The organism is Tenacibaculum sp. Cn5-46 (assembly GCF_022347705.1).
Classification (GTDB): Bacteria; Bacteroidota; Bacteroidia; order Flavobacteriales; family Flavobacteriaceae; genus Polaribacter; species Polaribacter aiptasiae.
Genome location: NZ_JAKRGD010000001.1, coordinates 139,248 through 163,688 on the forward strand (window position 1 = coordinate 139,248; position 24,441 = coordinate 163,688).

14 protein-coding genes and 2 tRNA genes are annotated in these 24,441 nt (G+C 31.3%); 11 read left to right on the plus strand and 5 right to left on the minus strand.

Annotation, left to right across the window (positions count from 1 at the left end; translation table 11 throughout):
- Nucleotides 1–13 precede the first annotated feature (13 nt).
- From MHN29_RS00645 to der, 3 genes are all read right to left on the minus strand, one after another.
- Nucleotides 14–2,404 carry a GAF domain-containing protein gene (locus tag MHN29_RS00645; RefSeq protein ID WP_235273541.1) on the minus strand — a complete coding sequence of 797 codons (2,391 nt, stop codon included), beginning with the start codon at nucleotides 2,402–2,404 and terminating at the stop codon, nucleotides 14–16.
- A 145-nt stretch (nucleotides 2,405–2,549) separates the two neighbouring features.
- Nucleotides 2,550–5,324, minus strand: a complete 2,775-nt coding sequence (locus tag MHN29_RS00650; RefSeq protein ID WP_235273540.1) for an outer membrane beta-barrel protein — start codon at nucleotides 5,322–5,324, stop codon at nucleotides 2,550–2,552.
- Between the two features lie 77 nt (nucleotides 5,325–5,401).
- On the minus strand, nucleotides 5,402–6,706 hold the full coding sequence (gene der / locus MHN29_RS00655; protein ID WP_235273539.1) for a ribosome biogenesis GTPase Der: 1,305 nt from the start codon (nucleotides 6,704–6,706) through the stop codon (nucleotides 5,402–5,404).
- Nucleotides 6,707–6,869: 163 nt separating this feature from the next.
- On the opposite strand from der, the gene MHN29_RS00660 reads away from it, so the two are divergent.
- Nucleotides 6,870–7,319 carry a GTP-binding protein gene (locus MHN29_RS00660; protein WP_235273538.1) on the plus strand — a complete coding sequence of 150 codons (450 nt, stop codon included), beginning with the start codon at nucleotides 6,870–6,872 and terminating at the stop codon, nucleotides 7,317–7,319.
- Here the strand turns inward: MHN29_RS00660 and era are convergent.
- Nucleotides 7,316–8,197 (minus strand): GTPase Era, encoded by an 882-nt coding sequence (gene era, locus MHN29_RS00665; RefSeq protein WP_235273537.1) that lies wholly within the window; start codon nucleotides 8,195–8,197, stop codon nucleotides 7,316–7,318. The genes MHN29_RS00660 and era overlap by 4 nt on opposite strands.
- 141 nt (nucleotides 8,198–8,338) lie before the next feature.
- Between era and MHN29_RS00670 the strand changes: the two genes are divergently transcribed.
- Nucleotides 8,339–8,411, plus strand: a tRNA-Met gene (locus MHN29_RS00670).
- Between the two features lie 44 nt (nucleotides 8,412–8,455).
- Here the strand turns inward: MHN29_RS00670 and MHN29_RS00675 are convergent.
- Nucleotides 8,456–9,865 (minus strand): rhodanese-like domain-containing protein, encoded by a 1,410-nt coding sequence (locus MHN29_RS00675; protein WP_235273536.1) that lies wholly within the window; start codon nucleotides 9,863–9,865, stop codon nucleotides 8,456–8,458.
- Nucleotides 9,866–9,984: 119 nt separating this feature from the next.
- Here MHN29_RS00675 and MHN29_RS00680 point away from each other — a divergent pair, with 119 nt between their 5' ends.
- The 9 genes from MHN29_RS00680 (at nucleotide 9,985) to MHN29_RS00720 (ending at nucleotide 24,289) form a co-directional block, all read left to right on the plus strand.
- On the plus strand, nucleotides 9,985–10,947 hold the full coding sequence (locus tag MHN29_RS00680) for an isopenicillin N synthase family oxygenase (protein ID WP_235273535.1): 963 nt from the start codon (nucleotides 9,985–9,987) through the stop codon (nucleotides 10,945–10,947).
- Between the two features lie 35 nt (nucleotides 10,948–10,982).
- The gene (locus tag MHN29_RS00685; RefSeq protein ID WP_235273533.1) at nucleotides 10,983–11,936 is read left to right on the plus strand and encodes a sterol desaturase family protein; all 954 of its coding nucleotides are present in this window, start codon (nucleotides 10,983–10,985) and stop codon (nucleotides 11,934–11,936) included.
- Nucleotides 11,937–12,078: 142 nt separating this feature from the next.
- Nucleotides 12,079–12,151 (plus strand) — tRNA-Met (locus MHN29_RS00690).
- Between the two features lie 292 nt (nucleotides 12,152–12,443).
- Nucleotides 12,444–13,067 (plus strand): hypothetical protein, encoded by a 624-nt coding sequence (locus MHN29_RS00695; RefSeq protein ID WP_235273532.1) that lies wholly within the window; start codon nucleotides 12,444–12,446, stop codon nucleotides 13,065–13,067.
- Nucleotides 13,068–13,149: 82 nt separating this feature from the next.
- Entirely contained in the window at nucleotides 13,150–14,376 is a 1,227-nt protein-coding gene (locus MHN29_RS00700; protein ID WP_235273530.1) for a gliding motility-associated C-terminal domain-containing protein, read from the plus strand.
- 6 nt (nucleotides 14,377–14,382) lie between these two features.
- Nucleotides 14,383–15,300, plus strand: a complete 918-nt coding sequence (locus tag MHN29_RS00705; RefSeq protein ID WP_235273529.1) for a type IX secretion system membrane protein PorP/SprF — start codon at nucleotides 14,383–14,385, stop codon at nucleotides 15,298–15,300.
- Nucleotides 15,301–15,315: 15 nt separating this feature from the next.
- Entirely contained in the window at nucleotides 15,316–17,232 is a 1,917-nt protein-coding gene (locus MHN29_RS00710; RefSeq protein ID WP_235273528.1) for an OmpA family protein, read from the plus strand.
- A gap of 21 nt (nucleotides 17,233–17,253) precedes the next feature.
- A complete protein-coding gene (locus MHN29_RS00715; protein WP_235273527.1) occupies nucleotides 17,254–21,432 on the plus strand; it encodes a hypothetical protein in 4,179 nt (1,392 codons plus the stop codon).
- Nucleotides 21,433–21,439: 7 nt separating this feature from the next.
- Nucleotides 21,440–24,289 (plus strand): VCBS repeat-containing protein, encoded by a 2,850-nt coding sequence (locus MHN29_RS00720; RefSeq protein ID WP_235273526.1) that lies wholly within the window; start codon nucleotides 21,440–21,442, stop codon nucleotides 24,287–24,289.
- The last annotated feature ends 152 nt before the right edge of the window (nucleotides 24,290–24,441 follow it).

The following is a 24,441-nucleotide window of genomic DNA, read 5'->3' on the forward strand; positions in this document are numbered from 1 at the left end:
AAAATGGATGAGTTTATGCTTTAAACTCATCCATTAATTGATCTATAGTAATTGTTTTTTGACTGTCAAATTCTTTTTGATAAATAACTTCAACACGTAAAGCTTTTAATCCAGACACGCCTTGTAGATCTTCCAATTCTAATTTTTCAATTTCTCCTAATTGATTTTTAGACTGTAAATACTTAATGTATTTTAAGTATTCATCAGCATCTTTATCTTGAGAATATACAATGGCTATTTTACCTGGAACAGTTAAACGTTCATTTGTGTTTTTGATATGTGCTTTATCAATACGTTTTTTTATAATCTCATAACGAATGTTGTAAGCACCATCTACATCAAACTGCTTTTCATCCATTCTAAATTTAATAGCTAATGGATTACTATGCACTAAAATTAATGAGGCTACTTGTAAATCGTGTTCCATAGATTTACGTGCAGTATGTGCAACGTTTTCCATTTCACACATAACTTGTAATTGCCATAATCTTAAGTTGTATAGATATAAGTCATCGTACTTTCTTGTCTTTGTTAAAGATTGTCCTATGTACATATTGTATTCTACACCATCTGTCTTATAGCGTTCAAAATAGTGAGGAAACATTTTTTGTGCATCTTCTTGTTTAGAGTCTATAAACTTAGCAAGTTTATTGTTTAACAAAGTCACACTATGCTCATAAGCTTTACGTTTTTCATATACTACCTGTAGATTAGGGTCTAAACGATCCATATAGGTGTTTACTAAGGAATGTAACTCACTATTTATTTCTTTGATATGATTAAAAACAGGATATATTTCTCGTTTTAAAAAATCTAAAATACCAATTTCATCTCCAGCTTTTAATCCAATTTCTACCTCATGTGAATATTCTTTAATGCGGAACATTAATTCGTTGTAAATAGGTAGTTTTTCAGATTTACAAGCTTCTTTTAGAACAGAAATTCCTAAGTTAAGCTGAGTTGTTAAATCTTCTTTTATAGCATTGTTTCTAGCTATAGACGATCCTTTAATGTCAGATTGCCCATAAAGAGGATAAACGTTTTCAAAAACAATTTGGTCTAGTTTAATATCTTCTTCTTTGTTGAAAATATCAGTCTGATAATTTTCAGCTGCTTCATAAAAACGCCATTTTACTGAAGGGTGAATAGAAGTGTAATGTTCCTGAATGGTAGCTTCTAAAACATTTTGATATTCATCAGCAGAACGCTCAATAGCAGCTTCGAAAACTGGAATTAAATCTTTTAATTTTTGCTGATTTAATGAGTTTAATTCATAAGGTCTAGGAGAAGCAATTTCTATTAATGCGAGATCATCATTATTAGAGGCTTTTATTGGAATTAATAAAAGACTACCAATACTTTTTTCTTTTAAACGTTTGTAAAAGAAATTCTGATTAGACTGTTTGCCATATTTTTCAATATCAGAAATGGCAATAGTCTCAGTTTGATGAAAAACTTTTTCTAAAATATAATCACAGAAAAAGAGATCACAATTAATAGCACATTCGTCATTTAAAATTAGACTTTCAGATTTTTTTATGTGTGTTGATTCTAATTTAGAATGAGATGTGTCAAAAAGCGAAAATCCAGTGGTTAAATCCTTAATATTAAAAAATTCACGTAAGTCTTTTTGAAGTTTTTCATTAATACTATCATCGTGTTTTTCTAACAAGGTGTTTCTGATAGAAGAAATCGTTTCATCAGCCGTTACATCAAATAAATTCATGATGCCAAAACCTTTGAATATATATGAGTTTGGAGGAAATTTTTCTCTCCAAACATCAGGGTTGTCAAAATTGTCTAGCAATATTTTGATGTCTTCTTCTGTAAGTATAGGTGCTTTTTCAGTTGGAGTTATTTCCATAAAATCACCATTAAAAGCAACACGATAATGTTTAGTAATACCTGCTGTTTTATCAGGGATATCAAAGAAGAAAGGTCTTTTTAAATCAATGTGGGTATTGTATACTAATCCTAAAATTAGAGTACAAGCCATAATGTACATAGTACCTTCTTCAAAATCTCTAATTCGTAAATCATAATCCTCTCCTGCATTTTGAATAATACTTTCAAACCTTTCTGTAAACTTAAAAGAAGTAAAAGTAAAAGGCATTGTAGCTGCTTTTATCTCATTATTAGTTAGCATAAGAGGAAAAAGGTTTTCCAATAAAAGATCTATAATATCTTCATATTTTTTTAATAAAGATAAGTCAGAAAATCCGGTAATAAGTTCTGGATACTTTTGAATTTCCTTCATCATAATGCCTGCTGAGGCATGATAAGGGTGGTCTTTTTGTTCTTCACTAGCAAAACCACTAATCATTTGGTAGATTTTTTCAAAGCTAACTTTAAGTTGCATTGGTAATTCTACGTTTTTTAAATCTTTTGGTTGCCTTATTTTCATTTGTTTCCTTTCTTTCTGTGTGCAAATTTACGAAATTGTATACAGTTTGTCGTTTTTAGGCTATTTTGCTTTCGAAATATGCTTGAAAACGAAAAAAAGCCATTGTTAAATTAATAACAATGGCTTTGTATAGTGAAAATTAGTTTTAGAAATTAAAATTATATTCTCTAATTTTTCCTTTTTTACCTAGGCTGTTAAATTTCCAGCTGAAACCAAGCATAAAGTATTGTTGTAAAACGGTACTTTGCGAATCTTCTACATAATTAGATATGGCTCTACGTTGTGCATTTGTGTTTTGATTTAGTAAGTCATATGCTTTTAAGCTAATGGTACCCTTGTCTTTTAAAACCGAGTATGCTAGTGTTGCATTCCAAAACCAAGCAGCTTTATCAAAACCAATTACATTAGGATTGTAAGTATATCTAATATCATTTCTCCATTCAAGCTTTTTGGGAAAATTTGTCCTTGTTAATATTCGTAATGAATGTCTAGTGAAGTCTTGATTTTGATTGGTGTTTATGTCATATTTTGTTCTTGAAAAAGAGATGTCATATCTAGTTTCTATAGAAACTAACTTGTTCCAGTTTAAGGTAATTCCAAGATTTGGTCTAAGCGCTGTAGTTCTTGCTCCTTCTTTTACATTGTTTAAAATATTAAAGTTTTTATAAGCACTTATGTTAGCACCAGCTCTAAGTTTTAAACTAGTAATAGAGTCTAGTTTTACTTTTTTAGTGTAACTACCACCACTCCAGATATCGTAGCCTCCATCAACATTTTCATAAGTAGTGTTTCTACGTAAATCAGCATCTATTGTTGTGTTAGAAACAATTTGGTCTTTAAACATACTACCACTTACATAAAACCATAATCCAGTACCAGCTTGCCAGTTATATTTATTGAAGTTAATATACATTCTGTGGTTTTGTGTAGGTTTTAATTCAGGGTTTCCTGTAATAATGTTTGAAGGATTGTTTACATTAGAAAATGGTTGAATTTGATTAAGTGTTGGGACTCTATTGTTTATACGATAACTAAAAGATAAAGAAGCTTTAGAATCAAATCGATATCGGAGGTTAGATCTTAATGATAAGTTATTAAACTCCTTTTTTAAACTTAAGTTTGGTCTCAGTTTATCTTTATTTTCTAAGGTTCTGTTTACTAATCCTGTTTCAACATTAAAACGCCATTTTTTCGTGTTGTATACAAATTCCAAAGCTGGAGTTTTAACTATGTCATTATAAGTGAAATCAGAACTTAGATCCTGGTTAAAATCTGAATATTGTTGGGTTGTATTATTAAAATCAAAGGTTCCTCTCTTGTTATCTCTTTCATCCTGAATAAAAGTATATTTCGTGTCTAAAAAGAATTTTTTAGCAATTATAGGAAGCCTGTATGTAATTTTAGAATTGATGCTATTTAAGTTATTAGTTGTTGTGCTTTTTTGATCTCTATTTTCTATACTAGGGTTAGTTCCTAAAATATTAATTGTAGATCTATTAAAGTCTTCAGAGTCAGATTTATCAACTTGATTAATAATATAAGCTTTAATGAATGAACCGTTTTTTCCTAACTTTTTTGTGATGTCTATTTTATTTCTAAAATTGTTAGCTGTAGATTTTGAATATGAGTTGCTAGTAAAACTATTGGTTAGTGTTTTATTTTCGTCTAAAGACTCTTCTTGTATACTATTGTTTCCTATTCTTTTATTATAAACAAACGAAGGGTTGATGTTTATAAGGAAAGTAGAGTCTATTTCTATATCTAACTCAGTATCTATACTATGGTTGTGGTTTTCATTATCTGAGTTTGAAGAAGATGTTGTGAAATATTTTCTATCAGGTAAAGTGTATTCTCTATTGTTTTTTGATTCATTATTAGAATTACTTCCTGAATAGAAATAGTTAGCGTTAATATCTAGTCCTTTACCATATTCATCAGCATAAGTAGCTCCAGCAGTTTTTGATTTTATGATTCCACTTCCGCCCCCAAAATTTCTTCCGTTGATACTAAAGCTTCCGTTTCCATTAATCCATGTATTACCACCACTTCCAAACATTTTTTGAATCTCACCAAAACTAAAACCTGGTGAGTTAATGTTATTTGTACTTGCAAGAACACTAAATCGTTGATTATTGTCAAAACGGTTAACCATTGTAGCGGCTTCATAGCGTTTATCTGTACCTCCTCCAGCTGACACTCTACCAAACCAACCTTTGTTGTTTTCTTTTTTTATGGTAAGATTAATTGTTTTGTTTTCAGAATCCCCCTTTTCTCCAGAAAAAGCTTCAGACTTTGATTTTGTATCGGTAATCTGAACTTTTTCAATAATGTCTTTTGTTAGATTTTTAGTAGTAATGCTAGGGTCGTTCCCAAAGAATGGTTTACCGTTAACAAGTATTTTATTTACAGATTTACCGTTAACAGTTATTTTTCCTTCTTCATCAACTTCTACACCTGGTAATTTTTTTAATAAATCTTCAACATTAGCATCTTTTTTAGTTTTAAAAGATTTTACATTAAATTCCACAGTATCTTTTTTTATCGTAATTGGAGCTCTAGATTTAATGACAACTTCGTTTAATAAATTGCTACTCTCTTTTATATCGATGTTTCCAAGATTAAAATCTGTTTTTTTACCTAATGATATTAGTTTGGTGTAATTATCCATTCCTACAAAAGAAATAAACAGTTTTAAATCTTTGTGAAACGATTTACCTTCTAAGGAGAAGTTACCTTTTTCGTTAGAAATAGTGTATGAAATAACGGAAGAATCTTTAACTCTTTCTAAATGGATGGTTGCTGCTTCTATTGGTTTCTTTTCTTTAAAAGAATTGATTTTTCCAGTAATTTTAAATTGATAGGATTGAGCTGAAATATTTCCAATAAGAAATAACCCAAAAACAAAAAGTAGTTTTTTCATAGTTTTTGTAGCAAAAAATTAAATAGCGTACAAAGAAATGAAAAAACTACTGTTAAAAAAGTTAATTTATGTTAAACCTATTTTTGTCTAAAATAAATGCTAATAGGCACACCATTAAAGTTATAATGTTCGCGCAATTGGTTTTCTAAATAACGTTTATAAGGATCTCTAATATATTGAGGTAAATTGGCAAAAAATGCAAATTGTGGTGTATGCGTAGGTAGTTGCATACAATACTTGATTTTTATAAACTTTCCTTTAGTTGCTGGAGGAGGGTTGTGCTCCATAATTTCCAGCATAGTTTCGTTTAATTTACTTGTTTTAATACGGCGTTTTCTGTTTTCATAAACTTCAACAGCACTTTCAATAGCTTTAAAAATACGTTGCTTGTTTAATACAGATATAAATACGATTGGAACATCTGTAAAAGGAGCAATTTTCTTTCTAATATGCGCTTCAAAATCACGCATTGTATTAGTCTCTTTTTCGATTAAGTCCCACTTGTTAACAAGTATAACAATACCTTTTCTATTTTTTTCTGCTAGCCAAAATATTTTTTCAACTTGACCTTCAAAATCACGAGTAGCATCTACTACTAAGATAGCAACATCACAATGTTCAATGGCACGTACAGCACGCATTACAGAATAAAACTCTAAGTCCTCTTTTACTTTCGATTTTTTTCTAATACCAGCAGTATCTACTAAATTGAATTCAAAACCATAACGGTTGTATTTTGTGTCAATAGAATCACGTGTAGTACCAGCTATGTTTGTAACAATGTTTCTATCTTCACCAATTAAAGCATTGATAAAAGAAGATTTCCCTGCGTTAGGTCTACCAACTACAGCAAAACGAGGTAATTCATCTTCAGCAGATTCTTCTTCTTCTGGTAGAGCTTCAGCTACAGCATCTAATAAATCCCCTGTACCGCTTCCATTTATTGAAGAAATTGTATGGTAATCTCCTAAACCAAGATTGTAAAATTCAACAGCATCAGCATCACGCATCGCATTATCTACTTTATTTACAGCCATAAAAAGAGGCTTTTTTACTTGGCGTAATATTTTTGCAACAGCTTCGTCCATAGGAGTAATTCCTTGTTCTACATCAACTACAAAAACAATAATATCAGCTTCATCAATAGCTAATTGAACTTGCTTACGTATTTCTCCTTCAAAAATATCATCTGATCCTACTACATATCCTCCAGTATCGATTACAGAAAATTCTTTTCCGTTCCACTCAGATTTACCGTAATGACGATCTCTTGTAACACCACTAACAGAATCTACAATAGCCTCACGGCGTTGTACTAACCTATTAAATAAAGTGGATTTTCCTACATTGGGTCTACCAACTATGGCAACAATACTACTCATTTTGCAAAAATTTGTGCAAAGATACAATTTACAGTATGAACTTTATAAGAATTTCATATAGTATAATGTTTTTACTAAATTGTAGGCAAATAATATATAGAATATGGATGATAAATTATATAATCAGGTTTTTCTAAAACCGAGATTCCAAATTGAATTTGAGATGAATTCAGAAGTTTTATTGGGTGAGATTAAAAAGAATTTATCTGAAGTATCAAAGTATAGAACTAAACTTGTAGACAATCATTTGGTGATTGACGTTCCTGATAAAGAAAATCATTTTTGGTCACCACAATTACATATTGAAATTGAAGATATAACTGATTTAACTTCTAAAGTTAAAGGGTTGTTTGGCCCGAAACCTCAAGTATGGACACTCTTTATGTTTTTGCATTTTTTTGTGGCTACTGCTTTTCTAATTTTCGGAATTATTGCTTACAGTAATTGGTCGTTAAACAAATCGTCAATATTACCTATTGTAATGTTGGTTGTATTACCTATAGTTTGGGTATTGTTATATTTTGTGGGAACCATAGGTAAAGCCACTGGAAAAAAGCAAATGGATGAATTGAAAGATTTTACAAAAAAACTATTAAAAGAAGTAAAAGGTTAATCTTTATAACCAAATCGTTTTAATTGTCTTTCATTAGAACGCCAGTTCTTATTTACTTTAACATATAAGTCTAAAAACACTTTTTTATCAAAAAACTGCTGTAAATCTTTTCTTGCTTCAGTACCTACACGTTTTATGGCTGTTCCTTTATGACCAATAATAATACCTTTTTGGGTTTCGCGTTCAACCATAATTACTGCACGAATTTTTATGATTTTTTCTTCTTCTACAAATTCCTCTGTTTCTACTTCAACTGAATATGGAATTTCTTTTTTGTAGTGTTGAAGAATTTTTTCACGAATTTTTTCATTTACAAAAAAACGTTCAGGTTTATCCGTTAATTGATCTTTTGGATAAAAAGGAGGAGCTTCAGGAAGTAATTCTATAATTTTATAAAAAACAGTTTCAACATTAAATTTCTCTAACGCTGAAATTACATAAACAAATGAGTTTGGTACTTTGTTTCTCCAGTAAGCTATTTTTTCTTCAACTTCTTCTTGTGAAGATTTATCAATTTTATTTAATAATAATATAACTGGAATTTTACTATTAATAATTTTATTGAAGAAAGCTTCGTTTTTTAATTCTTTTTCTCCTACTTCTACCATGTAAATTAAAACATCAGCGTCTTCAAAAGCAGACTTTACAAAATCCATCATAGAAGCTTGTAACTCATAGGCAGGTTTAATAATTCCGGGAGTATCTGAGAAAACGACTTGATAGTCTTCATTATTTACAATTCCTAAAATTCTATGTCGGGTTGTTTGTGCCTTAGAAGTAATAATTGATAGTTTTTCACCAACTAATGCATTCATTAAAGTTGATTTTCCAACGTTTGGGTTCCCGATAATATTTACAAATCCTGCTTTATGTGTCATGTTGCAAAGATAAGCTGTTTTAAGTTAGAAATGTTTGTTTTTATATGCTTGTTCTTGTTGTAGTTAACGATTTTATTAATTTAAATATTACTTTTTGTTTGGTGATAAAGAATAAAAAGCTGTATATTTGCAACCGCAAATCGCGGGATAGAGCAGTAGGTAGCTCGTCGGGCTCATAACCCGAAGGTCACAGGTTCGAGTCCTGTTCCCGCTACTAAGCAAAAAGCTTCACATTTCTGTGAAGCTTTTTTTATTTTGTTAACTACAAAGACAAGTAGGGCAGTTTTTCCTACATTTCTCAAGTGGAATTGTGCTTTTTAAAATTTCAGAAAATCCACCATTAATATTAGTTAGTTTAGAGAATCCATGTTGTTTTAAAATTGAAATAGCAATTACCGAACGATATCCGCCAGCACAGTATATAAAATAAGGTTGGTTTTTATCTAGTTTGTTGAATTGACTTTGAATATTATTTAAAGGTAAATGAATAGCATTTTTAACAGAGTTGTCATTTATTTCTCCAATACGTCTTACATCAACAAAAGAATTATTTTCAAGTAATTGTGGAGAATCTGCATCTATACAATCAATTGATTCGGTATTATGTTTACTTCTTAACCAAGAATTTATTCCTTCTTCTAAATATCCTAAAACATTATCATAACCAATTCTTGCTAATCTAATTACAGTTTCTTCCTCTTTGCCTTTAGGAGCAACGATGATAATAGGCTGATTAATGTCTTTTATAAGTTCTCCAACCCAAGGAGCAAAACTACCTTCTAGTCCAATAAAAATAGAATTAGGAATATGATGTTTTATGAAGTCGCTAGTAGTTCTAACATCTAGTATGAGTGCGTTTTTATGAGTTGTATAATCTATAAAATCATCTAAGGAAATAGCTCGAAGGCTATCTTTTATTATTAAATCTATTGGTTTATTAATTTGTTTGTTCATGGAAGCATTTTTCGGAAAATATTGAGGGGGAGTAGATAAACCGTCCAATACTTGTTTAATAAATTCGTCTTTAGATAAGTTAGGGGCTAAAGCATAGTTTACTAATTTTTGATTAGCAAGAGTGTCGTAAGTTTCAGAACTCATATTTTTTCCACAAGCCGAACCTTTACCATGATTTGGATAGATAATTATATCTTCAGGAAGTGTCATGATTTTATCATGTAAGGAAGAAAATAGTTTACCTGCTAAATCTTCTTTTGAAACATTTGAAGTTACAGCTAAATCAGGTCTACCAACATCGCCTATAAATAAAGTATCACCGGAGAATAAGCAATGCTCTTTGTTGGATTCATCATATAACAGATATGATGAAGATTCTAGAGTATGCCCCGGAGTATGCAGTAAACGTATAGTAGTATTACCAATTTTAAATATCTCATTGTCTTTTCCTTGATAAAATTCAAAATCAGCAATAGCAGTTGGACCATACACAATAGTAGCGTTAGTTGCTTTGGCTAAGTCTACATGACCAGAAACAAAATCGGCATGAAAATGTGTTAAAAAGATGTATTTCAATACAGCTTTATCAGCTTTAAGCATTTCTAAATAAGGAGTTGTTTCTCTTAATGGATCTATTATGGCAGCTTCACCGTTTGAAGATATATAGTAGGTGGCTTCTGCTAAACATTTGGTATATAACTGTTCGATTTTCACTTGTCAAAAAATTTAATCCAAAGTAACAACGAATGCTTGTGTTGTAACATGATAATTATCATGCTTTAATTGATGAGTGTTAAGTTTATTTGTAGCCTGATAATTAATATAAATACGAAGTGGAGAAAAACGAAATTAAAAGAGTTGATTATTTAGATTTTATATCAACAGATGAGAATAAGAGGAAGCAGTTTATTAAGGATTTTGGTGATTCATTTTCTAATATGGGATTTGCGATAGTTGCGAATCATGGTGTGTCAACAGACTTAAAAAAAGATTTATACGATACTATCGAAACCTTTTTTGCATTGCCAGATGAAACTAAAAAAGAATTCGAAAACGAAGAATTTGCTGGGCAACGTGGATATATTTCTAAAAACAAAGAAAGTGCAAAAGGGCAAAGTGTACCTGACTTAAAAGAGTTTTTCCATATTGGTCAAGAAGTAGAAGAGGTTAATGAATTTAATTATCCAGAAAACACCTGGCCAGAAAATATGCCTGAGTTTAAAGAAAAGGGCTTAGAAGTTTTTAAAACATTAGAAAATACAGGAAAAAATTTATTAAAAGCAATTGCTTTATATTTAGAATTACCAGAAGATTACTTCAGTGATAAAATAAAAAATGGAAATAGCATTTTGCGTTTATTACATTATTATCCATTATCAGAAGAGGCTATAGCAAAACATAAGGATTCTGTAAGAGCAGCTGCACATGGAGATATTAACTTAATAACATTATTAATGGGAGCCAGTGCTGAAGGGTTGCAAGCACAAACCTTAGCAGGAGAATGGATAGATGTAATGCCAGCTCCAGATGAGATAGTGATTAATGTAGGAGATATGTTGGCACGTTTAACTAATAATAAATTACGATCAACAATACATCAAGTGGTAAATCCAACTAACTTGGATAAATTAAAGAAACCAAGATATTCAACACCATTCTTTTTACATCCTAATCCAAATATGGATTTAACTTGTTTAGAAAGTTGTATTACTACAGAAGCGCCAAAGCAATATGAAGATATGACAGCAGGAGAGTTTTTAACAGAACGTTTAGTTGAGTTGGGATTAAAAAAATAGTGATTGAAAAAAAGAAGAATTGAAACATGTAGTAGATGTTAGATAATATTATTAATATCATTCAGAAAGGGCTTAATATGCCCTTTTCTTATTTCCAGAATCCAAGTAAGAGAATTTATGTCTTGTACTTATTTACTGCTATGCTTCTAGCTTTTTACACTTTTAAAAAAATAAGACCTAAAGTAAATTTTGTTCAATATCTATTACCTAAAAAAATATGGTTTAGCAGTTCAGCTTTTATTGATTATTATTTAATCTTTATTAATAGTTTTATTAAGTTATTATGTATAGCTCCTTATTTGATATACGGGCTTTATATTGCTTTTTATACTAATGAGTTTTTAATCAATCAATTTGGGTACCCTAAAATGGCTATAAATAGTATTCAAATTCTATTGCTTTATACATTTACATTAACCATACTGAATGATTTTTTTAGCTTTTTAATACACTATGCAATGCATAAAGTTCCTTTTTTATGGGAATTTCATAAAATTCATCATTCAGCCACTAGCTTAACACCAATGACACAGTACAGACTTCATCCTGTAGAATTGATTATAAATAATATTAGAGGGATTATTATTTTTGGGTTTACAACAGGTTTTTTCGAATTTCTGTCAGGTAACTCTGTTCATAAAGTCATGTTTTTAGGAGCGAATATCTTTAGTTTTTTCTTCTTCGTTTTTGGAGCAAATTTAAGACACTCTCATATCAGGTTTACCTATTTTAATTGGTTAGAATATGTTTTTATTAGCCCTTTTCAACATCAGATTCATCATAGTAATAATAAGAATCATTTTAATAAAAATATGGGAGCCAAACTTGCTATTTGGGATTGGATGTTTGGTACTCTAGTACGTTCAGAAGAAATTAAAAAAGTAAAATTTGGATTGGGGTTAAAAGACGATAAAAATTATAATACATTAACTAAGAATCTCTACAAACCATTTTCAAATTTATGGCAAAAATTAAAGAATGCTTTTTAATGGAGTTTTCTATATAGATACTTTTTACAGTGAATATACTTTATAAATGCTTGTTTTTAATGGTTTTCCATGTTTTATCAGAGAAAAATGAGATTATATTAGGAATTAAATAATAAAAAGTTGTATATTTGCAACCGCAAATCGCGGGATAGAGCAGTAGGTAGCTCGTCGGGCTCATAACCCGAAGGTCACAGGTTCGAGTCCTGTTCCCGCTACTAATAAAGCCAAATGTTTAACATTTGGCTTTTTTTATGAAAAAAAATATTTAGATTTTTACTTACTAGATTATATCTTTTCCATAAAACTAAAAGTTTTTATTACGCATTGTTTCTTTAGAAAAATAGTATGGTTATAATATTTTAAAAACGTCAAAATCAAGATTAAGGGTTTTTCCCCTAAATTTTAATTTATTTTTAAAAAAAGTGTACGAATACAGAAAAAAATGTATTTTTGCCGCAAGAGTACTATTTCCCCCCTCAGTTTAATAACAATTATTGTCTATTAAATATGAGGAATTATGCCTTTATATTAGTATTCTTGTTTTCTGCTTCAGATTCGTTCTCCATAATCGGAGAGCAAATTTTTTCACAAAACAAACCTTCAAAATTAGATGTAATATCGTTTACTAACGATACTGTTGCTCCAAAAATAAAATTAATTGGAGTTTCAGAAACATCATCATTCATTAATAATAACATAAAAAATGTATTAGCTTTTTCTAATAGTATAACTAAGGAGTTTTATTATTGGAAGGAAGCAAAATATATTAAAGTTGATCATAACTATGATATTCTAATATTAAAATCTATAGCTAATGTTTTTTTTAATTTAAAAAAGCAAGCATTAGCATATGTAGATGAAAAAGAGAATATCATCAATATTGATTCATTAAAAGTAATCACCAATACTATAACCTTACCTAAACAGAATTACCACAATTCTTTAGTGATTACAATTTTTAGGAAAATGATGACTTTGAATACCTTAAATCAAAGTGTTTTCCCATCTATATCTAGAGTACACTTAACATACTGCCAGTACTTTTTTTCCACTCCTGTACATGCTTTGTTAAAAAAGAGAAATGACAAAGATTCCCTGTTTAATAAGCTAATGTTTAACGCAAATAGCTAACCTGATGTTTAAGAAATAACAGAATGGTTAAAGGGAAAACCAATTCTGTGTTTCAAATTTTAATTCACTTAAAAAAATAAGAATGAAGAAACTGAGCATGGTCATTATAATTATAGTGTTTATTCGTAGCACTTATAGTTTTGGACAAACAATTAACGAAGGAGATTTATACGTTACTCCAAGCACGACAATTTCATTGGTTAATGATTTTGAAAATACGAATACAGGCAACTTCGTAAATGAAGGTGAAATGTATGTTTATGCCGATTTTAAAAATGATGGTCTCGTCGATTTTTTAACTCCTAATGGTACGGCTAATTTTATTGGAACAGATTTCCAACAAATTTCAGGAAGTGCAGTAAGTCGTTTTAATAATGTATTATTTAATAATACATCTAATGCAATACCATTTCAATTATCAGGAAGATTAAATGTATACAATGAAGCAGATTTTTCTTCTGGTATTGTAGATAACACAAACTTTAATGGTATAATAACTTTTGAGCAAAATGCATCGCATAGTAATACTTCTAATACCAGTCATGTTGATGGTTATGTACATAAAGAAGGTGATACTGAATTTGAGTTTCCTGTAGGTGATAAAAACTTATACAGAGCGTCAAAAATATCAGCACCTCTTGATACTAGAGAGATTATAAAGTCTAAATATTTTTTAGAAAACAGTAACGCACTATATCCACATAACTTAAAGGTAGGTGTAATTAAATACATTGATACAAATGAGTATTGGGAAATTACACAAGAAAATGGAAATTCCAATGTAGTTGTTACGCTTACATGGGATAACAATACAACTTCTTCAGCTATTACACAAGCAACTTCAAAAACGGCAATACACATAGTACGTTGGGATCCTACTCAGGGGTTTTGGGTAGATGAAGGCGGAATTGTAGATGAACTTACAAATTCGGTAACAACAGTTTCAGAAGCTACAGGCTACGGTGTCTTTGCATTAGCTCTGGTTAAAGAAGAGTTGATATTGCCAGGTGGTTGTTTAACAGTGTATAATGGATTAAGTATCAATGATGATGGTAAGAATGACGTTTTAGAGTTTAGTTGTATAGAAAATTATCCAGATAACACAGTTAAAATATTCAATAAATCAGGTGTTAAAATATTTGAAACTAAAGGATATAATAATAAAGACAAATCATTTAGAGGATACTCGGATGGAAGGCTAACTCTAAACCGAAATGACAGGCTACCAAAAGGAACATACTATTACATTTTAGAATATAAATACAATTCTGAAATGGTAAAAAGAGCTGGATACTTATTTATAAACTAATTAATTATGAAGGATTTTAAAGTAATAATTGTGTTGCTTGTTTTGTTAGCTAATTACTCAATATATTCTCAACAAGATTCACAGTTTACACAATATATGTATAATACCATTTCTATAAATCCAGCTTATGCAGGAACAAGAAATGTATTAAGTATTAATGCGCTACACAGGTCGCAATGGCAAGGAATACCAGGGGCACCAATAACGCAAACGTTGTCTATTAATACTCCAATGGGAGAAAGAACAGGATTGGGTTTATCTGTATATAGAGAAGAAATAGGACCATCGATAGAAACATCTTTTGCAGCAGATTTATCTTATATATTGCCTCTAAACGATTATGATTTAAACTTTGCTTTTGGGTTAAAAGGAGGGCTACATATCATAGATATAGATTATGCTAGGATAAATATTAAAGACCCATTAGACCCAGCCTTTCAAAACAATTTAAGAGAAACTTCACCTATAGTTGGTGTTGGAGGTTATTTATATACAGAAAAATGGTACGTAGGTTTATCGGTACCTAATTTACTTTATACAAAACATTATAAAAACTCATCAACCTCCAATGTTGCAAAAACACAACATTTTTACTTAACAGGAGGATATGTTTTTGAACTAACAGATAATTTAAAATTTAAACCTGCAACACTTTTTAAAGTAACTAATGGAGCGCCATTAGTGATGGATTTATCAACCAATTTTTTAATCAATGAGAAGGTTACGTTGGGAGCGTCGTATAGATTGAGTGCTGCGATAAGTGCTTTAGTAGGTGTACAGATATCAGATTCATTATTTATGGGATATGCCTATGACTATGATACTACTGATATTGGAAATTACAATTCTGGTTCTCATGAAGTATTTCTAAGGTTTGAATTCTTCAGAAAAGTACAAGGAAAGGTTTCTCCAAGATTCTTTTAATTAAAAAAATATCTAATGAAATATAACAATACAATAACCTTATTCGTAATTGCTTTTTTTATGCTGTTTGGATTAACAGCTCAAGAAAAAGAATTAAAAAAGGCAAATGAAGAATATGAAAACTCCGCATATATAAATGCGGCAAAAGCGTACTTAAAAGTAGTTAATTCAGGGAATGAGTCACCAGAAGTGCTATTAAAACTAGGGAATTCTTATTATTATAATGCAGATTATTCAAAGGCTGTTACGTGGTATGAAAAATTATATAGTACTAAAGCTGCCCAAGAAGATCAAAGTTACTTATTAAGATACTCGCAATCTTTAAGAGCTATTGGAGAAAAACAACAAGCTGAAAAAATTTATAATGAATTTTTAAAAGTTTCAGGCTCTTTAGACAAAAATCTAAAAAACAGTGAAGATTATCTGAATATTATTGAGTTAAACTCTAATCGATTCACATTAGATTCTTTAGAGATAAATTCAAAGTATATGGATTATGGTGCTTTTTTGAGAAATGACACCTTATACTTTTCATCAGCTAGGAATACTAGAACAAGTATTGGTAGAATAGATGCTTGGGACAATGAACGTTTTTTAGATATCTATACAGCTGTTTTAGATTCAAAAAGTAATCATTATTCAAAACCAAAACTGCTTAAAGGATCTGTAAATTCTAAATACCATGAATCATCAGCTGTTATTACGAAAGATGGTAAAACCATGTACTTCACAAAATCTAATAATACACCTTTAGATAAGAATAGTAAGATAACAAGGTTGAAAATTTACCGAGCTACAAAAGGAGCTAATGGAAATTGGGGGAATATTGAAGATTTAACCATTAATGGAGATAGTTATTCTACAGCACATCCAGTGTTATCTCCAAATGAGAAGATACTTTATTATGTTTCAGATATGCCTGGTTCTTATGGAGAAACGGATATTTATTCAGTAGATATTTATAATCAAGGAACGCTAGGGAAACCTAAAAATTTAGGACCAAAAATTAATACAAAAGGAAGAGAGTCTTTTCCGTTTGTGACTTCAAAATATGAGTTGTATTTCTCGTCTGATGGACATTTTGGATTAGGAGGTTACGATGTGTTTTATTTCGATTTAGCATCTAAGAGACAGCAGTTAATAAATGTTGGAAAACCGATTAATAGTTCAAAAGACGATTATGCTTTTTCAATAAATAATACTAGTAAAAAAGGTTTTTTGAGTTCAGATAGGTCTGGGGTAGATAATATTTACAAGTTTACAGAGATAATTCCTATAAAAGAGGTTATAGAATATGATTTAGAAGGTGTTATCATAGATCAAGAAAACAATAAGCCAATTTCTGGCGTAGTAGTTACAGTTACTGATACAGATGGGAAAATTCAATCGAAAGGAGTAACTGATGCAAATGGTAAATTTAGTTTAAGAGTAAGCAAGTTTAAACCTAATATTCTAAAGGCAGAAAATGACAACTATGTTTTTATAGATAAACTTATTCCTGAAAAATACGAAGGAGGAAATATTCAATTAAAAGTAAAAAAACGTGTAGTTGAGGTTAAAAATGATGAAGATTTTACAAAGGTTTTAAATACCAAAATTTACTACGATTATAACAAAGCTAACATCAGAAAAGATGCAATAGCCAAGTTAGAAAAACTCATTGAATTTTTACAAAAGCATAAAGAAATCAGCTTAGAAATTAAATCTTATGCAGATAGTAGAGGTCGTCCAGAATACAACTTGAAACTATCTGATGAAAGAACCCAAAAAGTAATAGAATTTATAGAAAAAAGAGGGGTTAACAAGACTCGATTAATAGGTAAAGGTTATGGAGAAACAGACCCAGTAGTTGATTGTAAATACCCTAAAAAATGTTCTCAGCAAGAGTATCAGTTGAACAGGAGAACAGAGTTCCAAATAATAAAAAAATAAAAAAAATAAACTTTTATAATTATGAAAAAACAAGTACAAATATTAGCCCTTCTAATTGGAAGTAGTATCTACGGACAAGTAGGTATTGGTACTGTAGCGCCAAATAAATCGGCTCAATTAGAAATAGTATCAAATAATAAAGGATTATTGATACCAAAAGTAGCATTAACATCGTTAACAGATACTTCAACAATAACATCTGGAAACGTTGAAGGTCTTACAGTTTATAATACCTCAGAAGTATCTGGATTGAAAAAAGGATATTATTATTGGCTTGACAATAAATGGAATAGGTTAATAACTGGAGATGATGTAAATGTATTAGCTAATAATACAACCAATGCTAGTTTAATTAAAGATGGAACGGATTTAAAATTAATCGATTCTGAAGGAAATAGCGTAAGTATTCCTTTAACAGATATTACAGGAGGTGTTGTAGATACGAACACAACTACTACTGGTTTTGGAATTGTAGGAACCAACTTAGTAATTACAGATAGTGATGGTAATACAGTGAGTACACCATTATCAGGGATTGCAACAAGTGTAAATACTGATGACCAAACAATAACAGATTTTAGTATTGTAGGAACCAATTTAAGTATTACGTTAGAGAATGGAAATACAGCAACGGTACCTTTGTCAAACATTGCTGCAGGCGTAAATACAGATAATCAGACAGTAACAGATTTTAGTATTGTAGGAACTAATTTAAGTATTACGTTAGAGAATGGAAATACAGCAACGGTACCTTTATCAAATATAGCAGCAGGAGTAGATACGACAGTAACTAATACAAGTTTTGCCGTTGTAGGAACAAATTTAGTAATTACCGATAGTGCAGGAAATACTGTGAGTACACCGTTGGCAACTATAGCAGCAGGCGTAAATACAGATGATCAAACAGTAACAGATTTTAGTATTGTAGGAACTAATTTAAGCATTACGTTAGAGAATGGAAATACAGCAACGGTACCTTTATCAAATATAGCAGCAGGAGTAGATACGACAGTAACTAATGCAAGTTTTGCCGTTGTAGGAACAAATTTAGTAATTACCGATAGTGCAGGAAATACTGTGAGTACACCGTTAGCAACTATAGCAGCAGGCGTAAATACAGATGATCAAACAGTAACAGACTTTAGTGTAGTAGGAAATAATTTAAGTATCACTATAGAAGATGGGAATACTGCGACTGTACCTTTGGCAACAATTGCTACAGGCGTAAATACAGATGATCAAACAGTAACAGATTTTAGTGTTGTAGGAACGAATTTAAGTATCACGTTAGAAGATGGAAATACAGCAACGGTGCCATTAGCAACTATTGCCGCTGGAGTTGATACAAATACAACCAACTCAACTTTTACAGTAGTAGGAACAAATTTAGTAATTACTGATAGTGCAGGGGGTACGGTAAGTGTACCATTAGCATCTATAGCAGCAGGAGTGGATACAACAGTTACGAATTCAACTTTTACAGTTGTAGGAACAAATTTAGTAATTACCGATAGTGCAGGAGGTACTGTAAGTGTACCATTGGCAACAATTGCTGCAGGCGTAAATACAGATGATCAAACAGTAACAGATTTTAGTGTTGTAGGGACGAACTTAAGTATTACGTTAGAAGATGGAAATACAGCAACTGTACCATTAGCAAGTATTGCAGCAGGAGTAGACACAACAGTTACGAATTCAACTTTTACAGTTGTAGGAACAAATTTAGTAATTACCGATAGTGCAGGAGGTACAGTAAGTGTACCGTTGGCAACAATTGCTGCAGGCGTAAATACAGATGATCAAACAGTAACAGACTTTAGTGTAGTAGGAAATAATTTAAGCATTACCTTAGAAGATGGAAATACAGCGACTGTACCATTAGCTACTATAGCAACAGGAGTAAATACCGATGATCAGGCCTTAACCTTAGCAACAGGAAATATCTTAACTTTAGAAGATGGTGGAACAGTAGATTTAACTCCTTTCTTAGATAATACAGATGATCAAGCAATAACAGCAACGCTTAATAATACAACAAGAATATTAACAATTACGCTGGAAGATGGCGGAACACAAACGGTAGATTTCTCAACAGTGTTGACAGCAGCAGGATCAGATGATCAGGCTTTAACATTAGCAACAGGAAATATCTTAACTTTAGAAGATGGTGGAACAGTAGATTTAACTCCATTCTTAGATAACACGGATGATCAAGCAATCACAGCAACACTTAATAATACAACAAGAGTATTAACAATTACGCTGGAAGATGGTGGAACACAAACGGTAGATTTCTCAACAGTGTTGGCAGCAGCAGGAACTGATGATCAGGCTTTAACATTAGCAACAGGAAATATCTTAACTTTAGAAGATGGTGGAACAGTAGATTTAACACCATTCTTAGATAATACTGATGATCAAGCAATAACAGCAACGCTAGATAATATAACAAAAATATTAACGATTACGCTGGAAGATGGCGGAACACAAACGGTAGATTTCTCAACTGTATTAACAGGAGGAGGAACGGATGATCAAACGGTAACGAATTTTGGAGTTGTAGGAACAGATTTAAGCATCACCATAGAGGATGGAAATACAGCAACTGTACCATTAGCTACTATAGCAACAGGAGTAAACACAGATGATCAAGCCTTAACATTAGCAACAGGAAATATCTTAACTTTAGAAGACGGAGGAACAGTAGATTTAACACCATTCTTAGATAATACGGATGATCAAGCAATAACAGCAACGTTAGATAATACAACAAGAATATTAACGATTACGTTGGAAGATGGCGGAACACAAACGGTTGATTTCTCAACAGTGTTGACGGCAGCAGGAACTGATGATCAGGCTTTAACATTAGCAACAGGAAATATCTTAACTTTAGAAGATGGCGGAACAGTAGATTTAACACCATTCTTAGATAATACGGATGATCAAGCAATAACAGCAACGCTAGACAATACAACAAGAATATTAACAATTACGCTAGAAGATGGTGGAACACAAACGGTTGATTTTTCAACAGTGTTGGCAGCAGCAGGGTCAGATGATCAGGCTTTAACATTAGCAACAGGAAATATCTTAACCTTAGAAGATGGAGGAACAGTGGATTTAACACCATTCTTAGATAATACTGATGATCAAGCAATAACAGCAACGCTAGATAATACAACAAAAATATTAACGATTACGCTGGAAGATGGCGGAACACAAACGGTAGATTTCTCAACTGTATTAGCAGCCGCAGGAACCGATGATCAGGCATTAACATTAGCAACTGGAAACATCTTAACATTAGAGGATGGTGGAACAGTAGATTTAACACCGTTCTTAGATAATACTGATGATCAAACAATAACAAATTTTGGTGTTGTAGGAACTGATTTAAGTATTACGTTAGAAGATGGAAATACTGCAACAGTACCATTGTCAGCATTAGATAATATTACAGGAAAAGCATTAACATCTACAGATTTAGATATCTCGGCAAATGGAGCAACGGCTTTATTAGAAGATGTTACGATTGATATAAAGACAGATGCGGTAACAACTAATAAGATTCTAAATGAAACGATTTTATCTGAGGATATTAAAAATGGAGAAGTAAAAACAGATGACATAGCAGATAAAAATGTAACAGTTGCTAAGATTGCTAATGGTACAGCAAATCAAGTTTTAATGACGAATGCTGTAGGAACAGATGCTGAATGGAGAACGGTTAATAATACAGTAAAAGAAGTATTAAGTGCTGAATATGCAGGAGCTACATTGTATGCAGACGGAACAAATAATTTAGGTGTTATGACTTCTGATAATACTGGTGCTTCAGGTAATTTTATGAACTTCTACGAATGGTATAGTAGTGAAGCAACTGCTCAAGATTATGATATTGTTGTTCGATTTACTTTACCTAATGATTTTACGTCTTGGGATGCAACCAACCCTATTGTAATTGATTATCAGGCTGAAGGAGCTACTACTTTTAGTGCAACAATGTTTTTAGAAAATGGTACAGCTTTAGGTACAATAGCAGCAAGTTCTTCTGCTACTTGGACTACTGCAAATTTAAATCCAGGAGCAATGACAGCTGGAGATACAGCAGTTATTTTATTAAAACTAACAAGTGCAGCTGGAGATGGTACTCAAAAGGTAAGAGTAGGTGATATTACGCTGAATTACACAAAATAATAAAATCATGAAACAGATAAAAAATATAATACTATTAGGTATACTACTCTTTATGAGTAGTATGCATAATAGTTATTCTCAAGATACCGATGGAGATGGTGTTGTAGATACTCAGGATATAGACGATGATAACGATGGTATTTTAGATGTAATAGAAAGCCCTCTTGATGTAGTTTGGTTTTCACAATTTAACCAAAGTATTTTTTATAAAGGAAATAACGATGGGAAGTTTGAACATGGAGTAACCACAAATATGAATATTCCTTTTGCTGGAGTTGATAATCAAAAAAATGCTCTTATAGGTGATGTAGATGGAGATAAAATTCTTGATATAGTAACAGTTTTAGAAGGGCCAAATCAAGTTGTTTTTTACAAAGGAAATGGAAATGGTACTTTTCAAACAGGAACTATAACAACTACAAACCTTATTAATGTAGGAAGTGCTGGTTCAGAAGTTACTTTTATGGAAGACTTAGATGGTGATGGTATTTTAGATATATTTTGGATGGCAGATTGGAATCAATCTATTTTTTATAAAGGAAATGGAGATGGTACTTTCCAAGGAGGTTTAACAACAGGTGTAAATGTTCCAAACATAGGATATGCATTTTTTAAAACTACATATACAGGAGATATAGATAATGATGGGAATATGGATGTGATTTTTATTATGGCTAATCAAACTATTTTTTATAAAGGAAATGGAGATGGAACTTTTCAAGATGGAGTAACTACAAATCCAAATATTCCTTATGTAGCGGGTTATGATAATGTAAGTAGTTACACAGGTATAGGTGATGTAGATGATGATGGAATTTTAGATATAGTTTATATTGGACAAAATAATACAACTGTTTTTAATAAAGGGAATGGAGATGGAACTTTTCAAGATGGTGTTACAACAAATGTTACCATATTAGATGTAGGAACTACCGATTCTGAAAATACATTTTTAGGAGATGTAGATGCAGATGGGAATTTAGATTTTACCTTTATATCAGAAGCTTTAGATCGAACAATTCTATATAAAGGAAATGGAGATGGAACATTTCAGGTTGGTCAGGTAACTAATATCACAGTGCCACAAGTAGGAATAGGTTCTAGTGAAAATACTTATTTAGCAAGTTTTAATACTGATAGAGATGGAGATGGGGTACCCAATCATTTAGATTTAGATTCTGATGGCGATGGTATTCCAGATAATGTAGAAGCACAACTTACAGCAACTTATGTTTCTCCAAATGCAGATAGCCCAGCAACTTATATTACCAATAGAGGATTAAATTCAGCTTATTTAGGAGGTTTAACCCCTGTAAATACAGATGGAACTGATGAACCAGACTATTTTGATTTGGATTCAGATAATCAAGGAGAGAATGATAATATAGAAGGAGGTGTAATGGCAAATCCAACATATACTGATGTAAATGGTTCTATAGATGATCCTACAACATTACCAAATTCTGATGAGGTGGATGATGTGGATTATAGAGATATTGTAGCGCCTGGAGGTGTAAAAATAGGATTAGGTTATTGGTTAAAAGCAAATGCAGGTACGGTTGGAACAACCACTGTTACGGAATGGAAAGATCAAACGCCCTTTAAGAGAGATGCAAATGTTGTTACTGGAGATCCTTCATTTTCAACAACTAATTTAAATTTTAATCCAGTAATTAATTTTGATGGAGATGATTATTATTCTTTGAGTGACAATGATAAATTTTTCACAAATTTGTACACAGCAGCTGAAGCAATTACAGTTACCAAGAGTAATTATGTAGTAACACCTGGGGTAAGTAATGGACATCCTTATGATTTTGGAGGAGCAACCTCTGCAAGAGATTATTATTATCCCGATCAAACAGGTAAACTTTATCAAGGTTCTTTTACTACGGATCGTTTAGGGTTTAACCCGGTAACTAATGTTATTGATGACCCTAAACCAGGTGTTTCTTCTATAGTTGGACATCCAGTGATTCTTGAAAATTGGAATATTTACGGAACTCATAGTGCAGCTAATGATTGGGGAATTCAGTTTAATGGACAATTTAAAGCGACTACTACAAATAATATTACCGATTTTGAATTTCCTTCATCACCTACACCAGTTAACGGAGTATACATTGGAGCAGTACAGAATGAAATTTATACAGGAGATATAAGTGAAGTAATATTGTATAGTAGAACATTAACAGCTATAGAAAGACAGCGAGTAAATACTTACAATGCAATAAAGTATGGAATTACTTTAAATCAAGCAAGTCCCTTAGATTATGTAGCAAGTGATGGAACTGTCATATGGAATGCTGCTTCAAATTTATTATACTCAACAGATGTAGCTGGTATTGGAAGAGATGAAGGATCAGCGTTGCATCAAAAGCAATCAAAATCAGTAAATTCTACGGCTATAGTTACTATAGGATTAGGAAGTATTGAGGCTACCAATGCAGACAATCCAAATACATTCACTAATAATAAGAATTTTTTAGTTTGGGGTAATAATAATGGTGGGGTTACAGTGGTTAATACAGGTATCCCAGATGTGTTTTCAAAAAAGACTCTTCGTAATTGGTTGGTAAACGAAACTGGTACTGTTGATGATGTTAAGGTACAGATATCAGATGCATTAGCAACCTCATTATTTGTAAGTACTGAAGGACTTACTCTATTTGTATCAGATGATGAAGCGTTTACTACTAACGTTGTAATGGTGCCATTTGTGAAAAATGGAATTTACCAAGAAGCCACTATAAATTTTAACGGAGCTAAGTATTTTTCTTTGGGTATACCACGATCTAATTTTATGCGTCATGGAAAAACATTTAAAAATCTTAGAGAAACTAGAATGGAGTGGTAAATAATTAGGTAAAAGAACCTTGTTTACTTATTAGGATAAATGAATGATTTTTAAAATAAAAATAAGAAACACTAAAACCATAGAATTAGGAATGTAGAAAGAGAATAATTAATAAAGTCCTGTATGTCTAAATAGGTATTTGATTAACGATA

Coding starts and splice junctions, on each gene's coding strand:
- MHN29_RS00645 (WP_235273541.1), bottom strand. CDS start 2,404: ATGAAAATAAGGCAACCAAAAGATTTAAAAAACGTAGAATTACCAATG.
- MHN29_RS00695 (WP_235273532.1), top strand. CDS start 12,444: ATGAGGAATTATGCCTTTATATTAGTATTCTTGTTTTCTGCTTCAGAT.
- era (WP_235273537.1), bottom strand. CDS start 8,197: ATGACACATAAAGCAGGATTTGTAAATATTATCGGGAACCCAAACGTT.
- MHN29_RS00650 (WP_235273540.1), bottom strand. CDS start 5,324: ATGAAAAAACTACTTTTTGTTTTTGGGTTATTTCTTATTGGAAATATT.
- MHN29_RS00705 (WP_235273529.1), top strand. CDS start 14,383: ATGAAGGATTTTAAAGTAATAATTGTGTTGCTTGTTTTGTTAGCTAAT.
- MHN29_RS00720 (WP_235273526.1), top strand. CDS start 21,440: ATGAAACAGATAAAAAATATAATACTATTAGGTATACTACTCTTTATG.
- der (WP_235273539.1), bottom strand. CDS start 6,706: ATGAGTAGTATTGTTGCCATAGTTGGTAGACCCAATGTAGGAAAATCC.
- MHN29_RS00660 (WP_235273538.1), top strand. CDS start 6,870: ATGAATTCAGAAGTTTTATTGGGTGAGATTAAAAAGAATTTATCTGAA.
- MHN29_RS00710 (WP_235273528.1), top strand. CDS start 15,316: ATGAAATATAACAATACAATAACCTTATTCGTAATTGCTTTTTTTATG.
- MHN29_RS00715 (WP_235273527.1), top strand. CDS start 17,254: ATGAAAAAACAAGTACAAATATTAGCCCTTCTAATTGGAAGTAGTATC.
- MHN29_RS00700 (WP_235273530.1), top strand. CDS start 13,150: ATGAAGAAACTGAGCATGGTCATTATAATTATAGTGTTTATTCGTAGC.
- MHN29_RS00685 (WP_235273533.1), top strand. CDS start 10,983: ATGTTAGATAATATTATTAATATCATTCAGAAAGGGCTTAATATGCCC.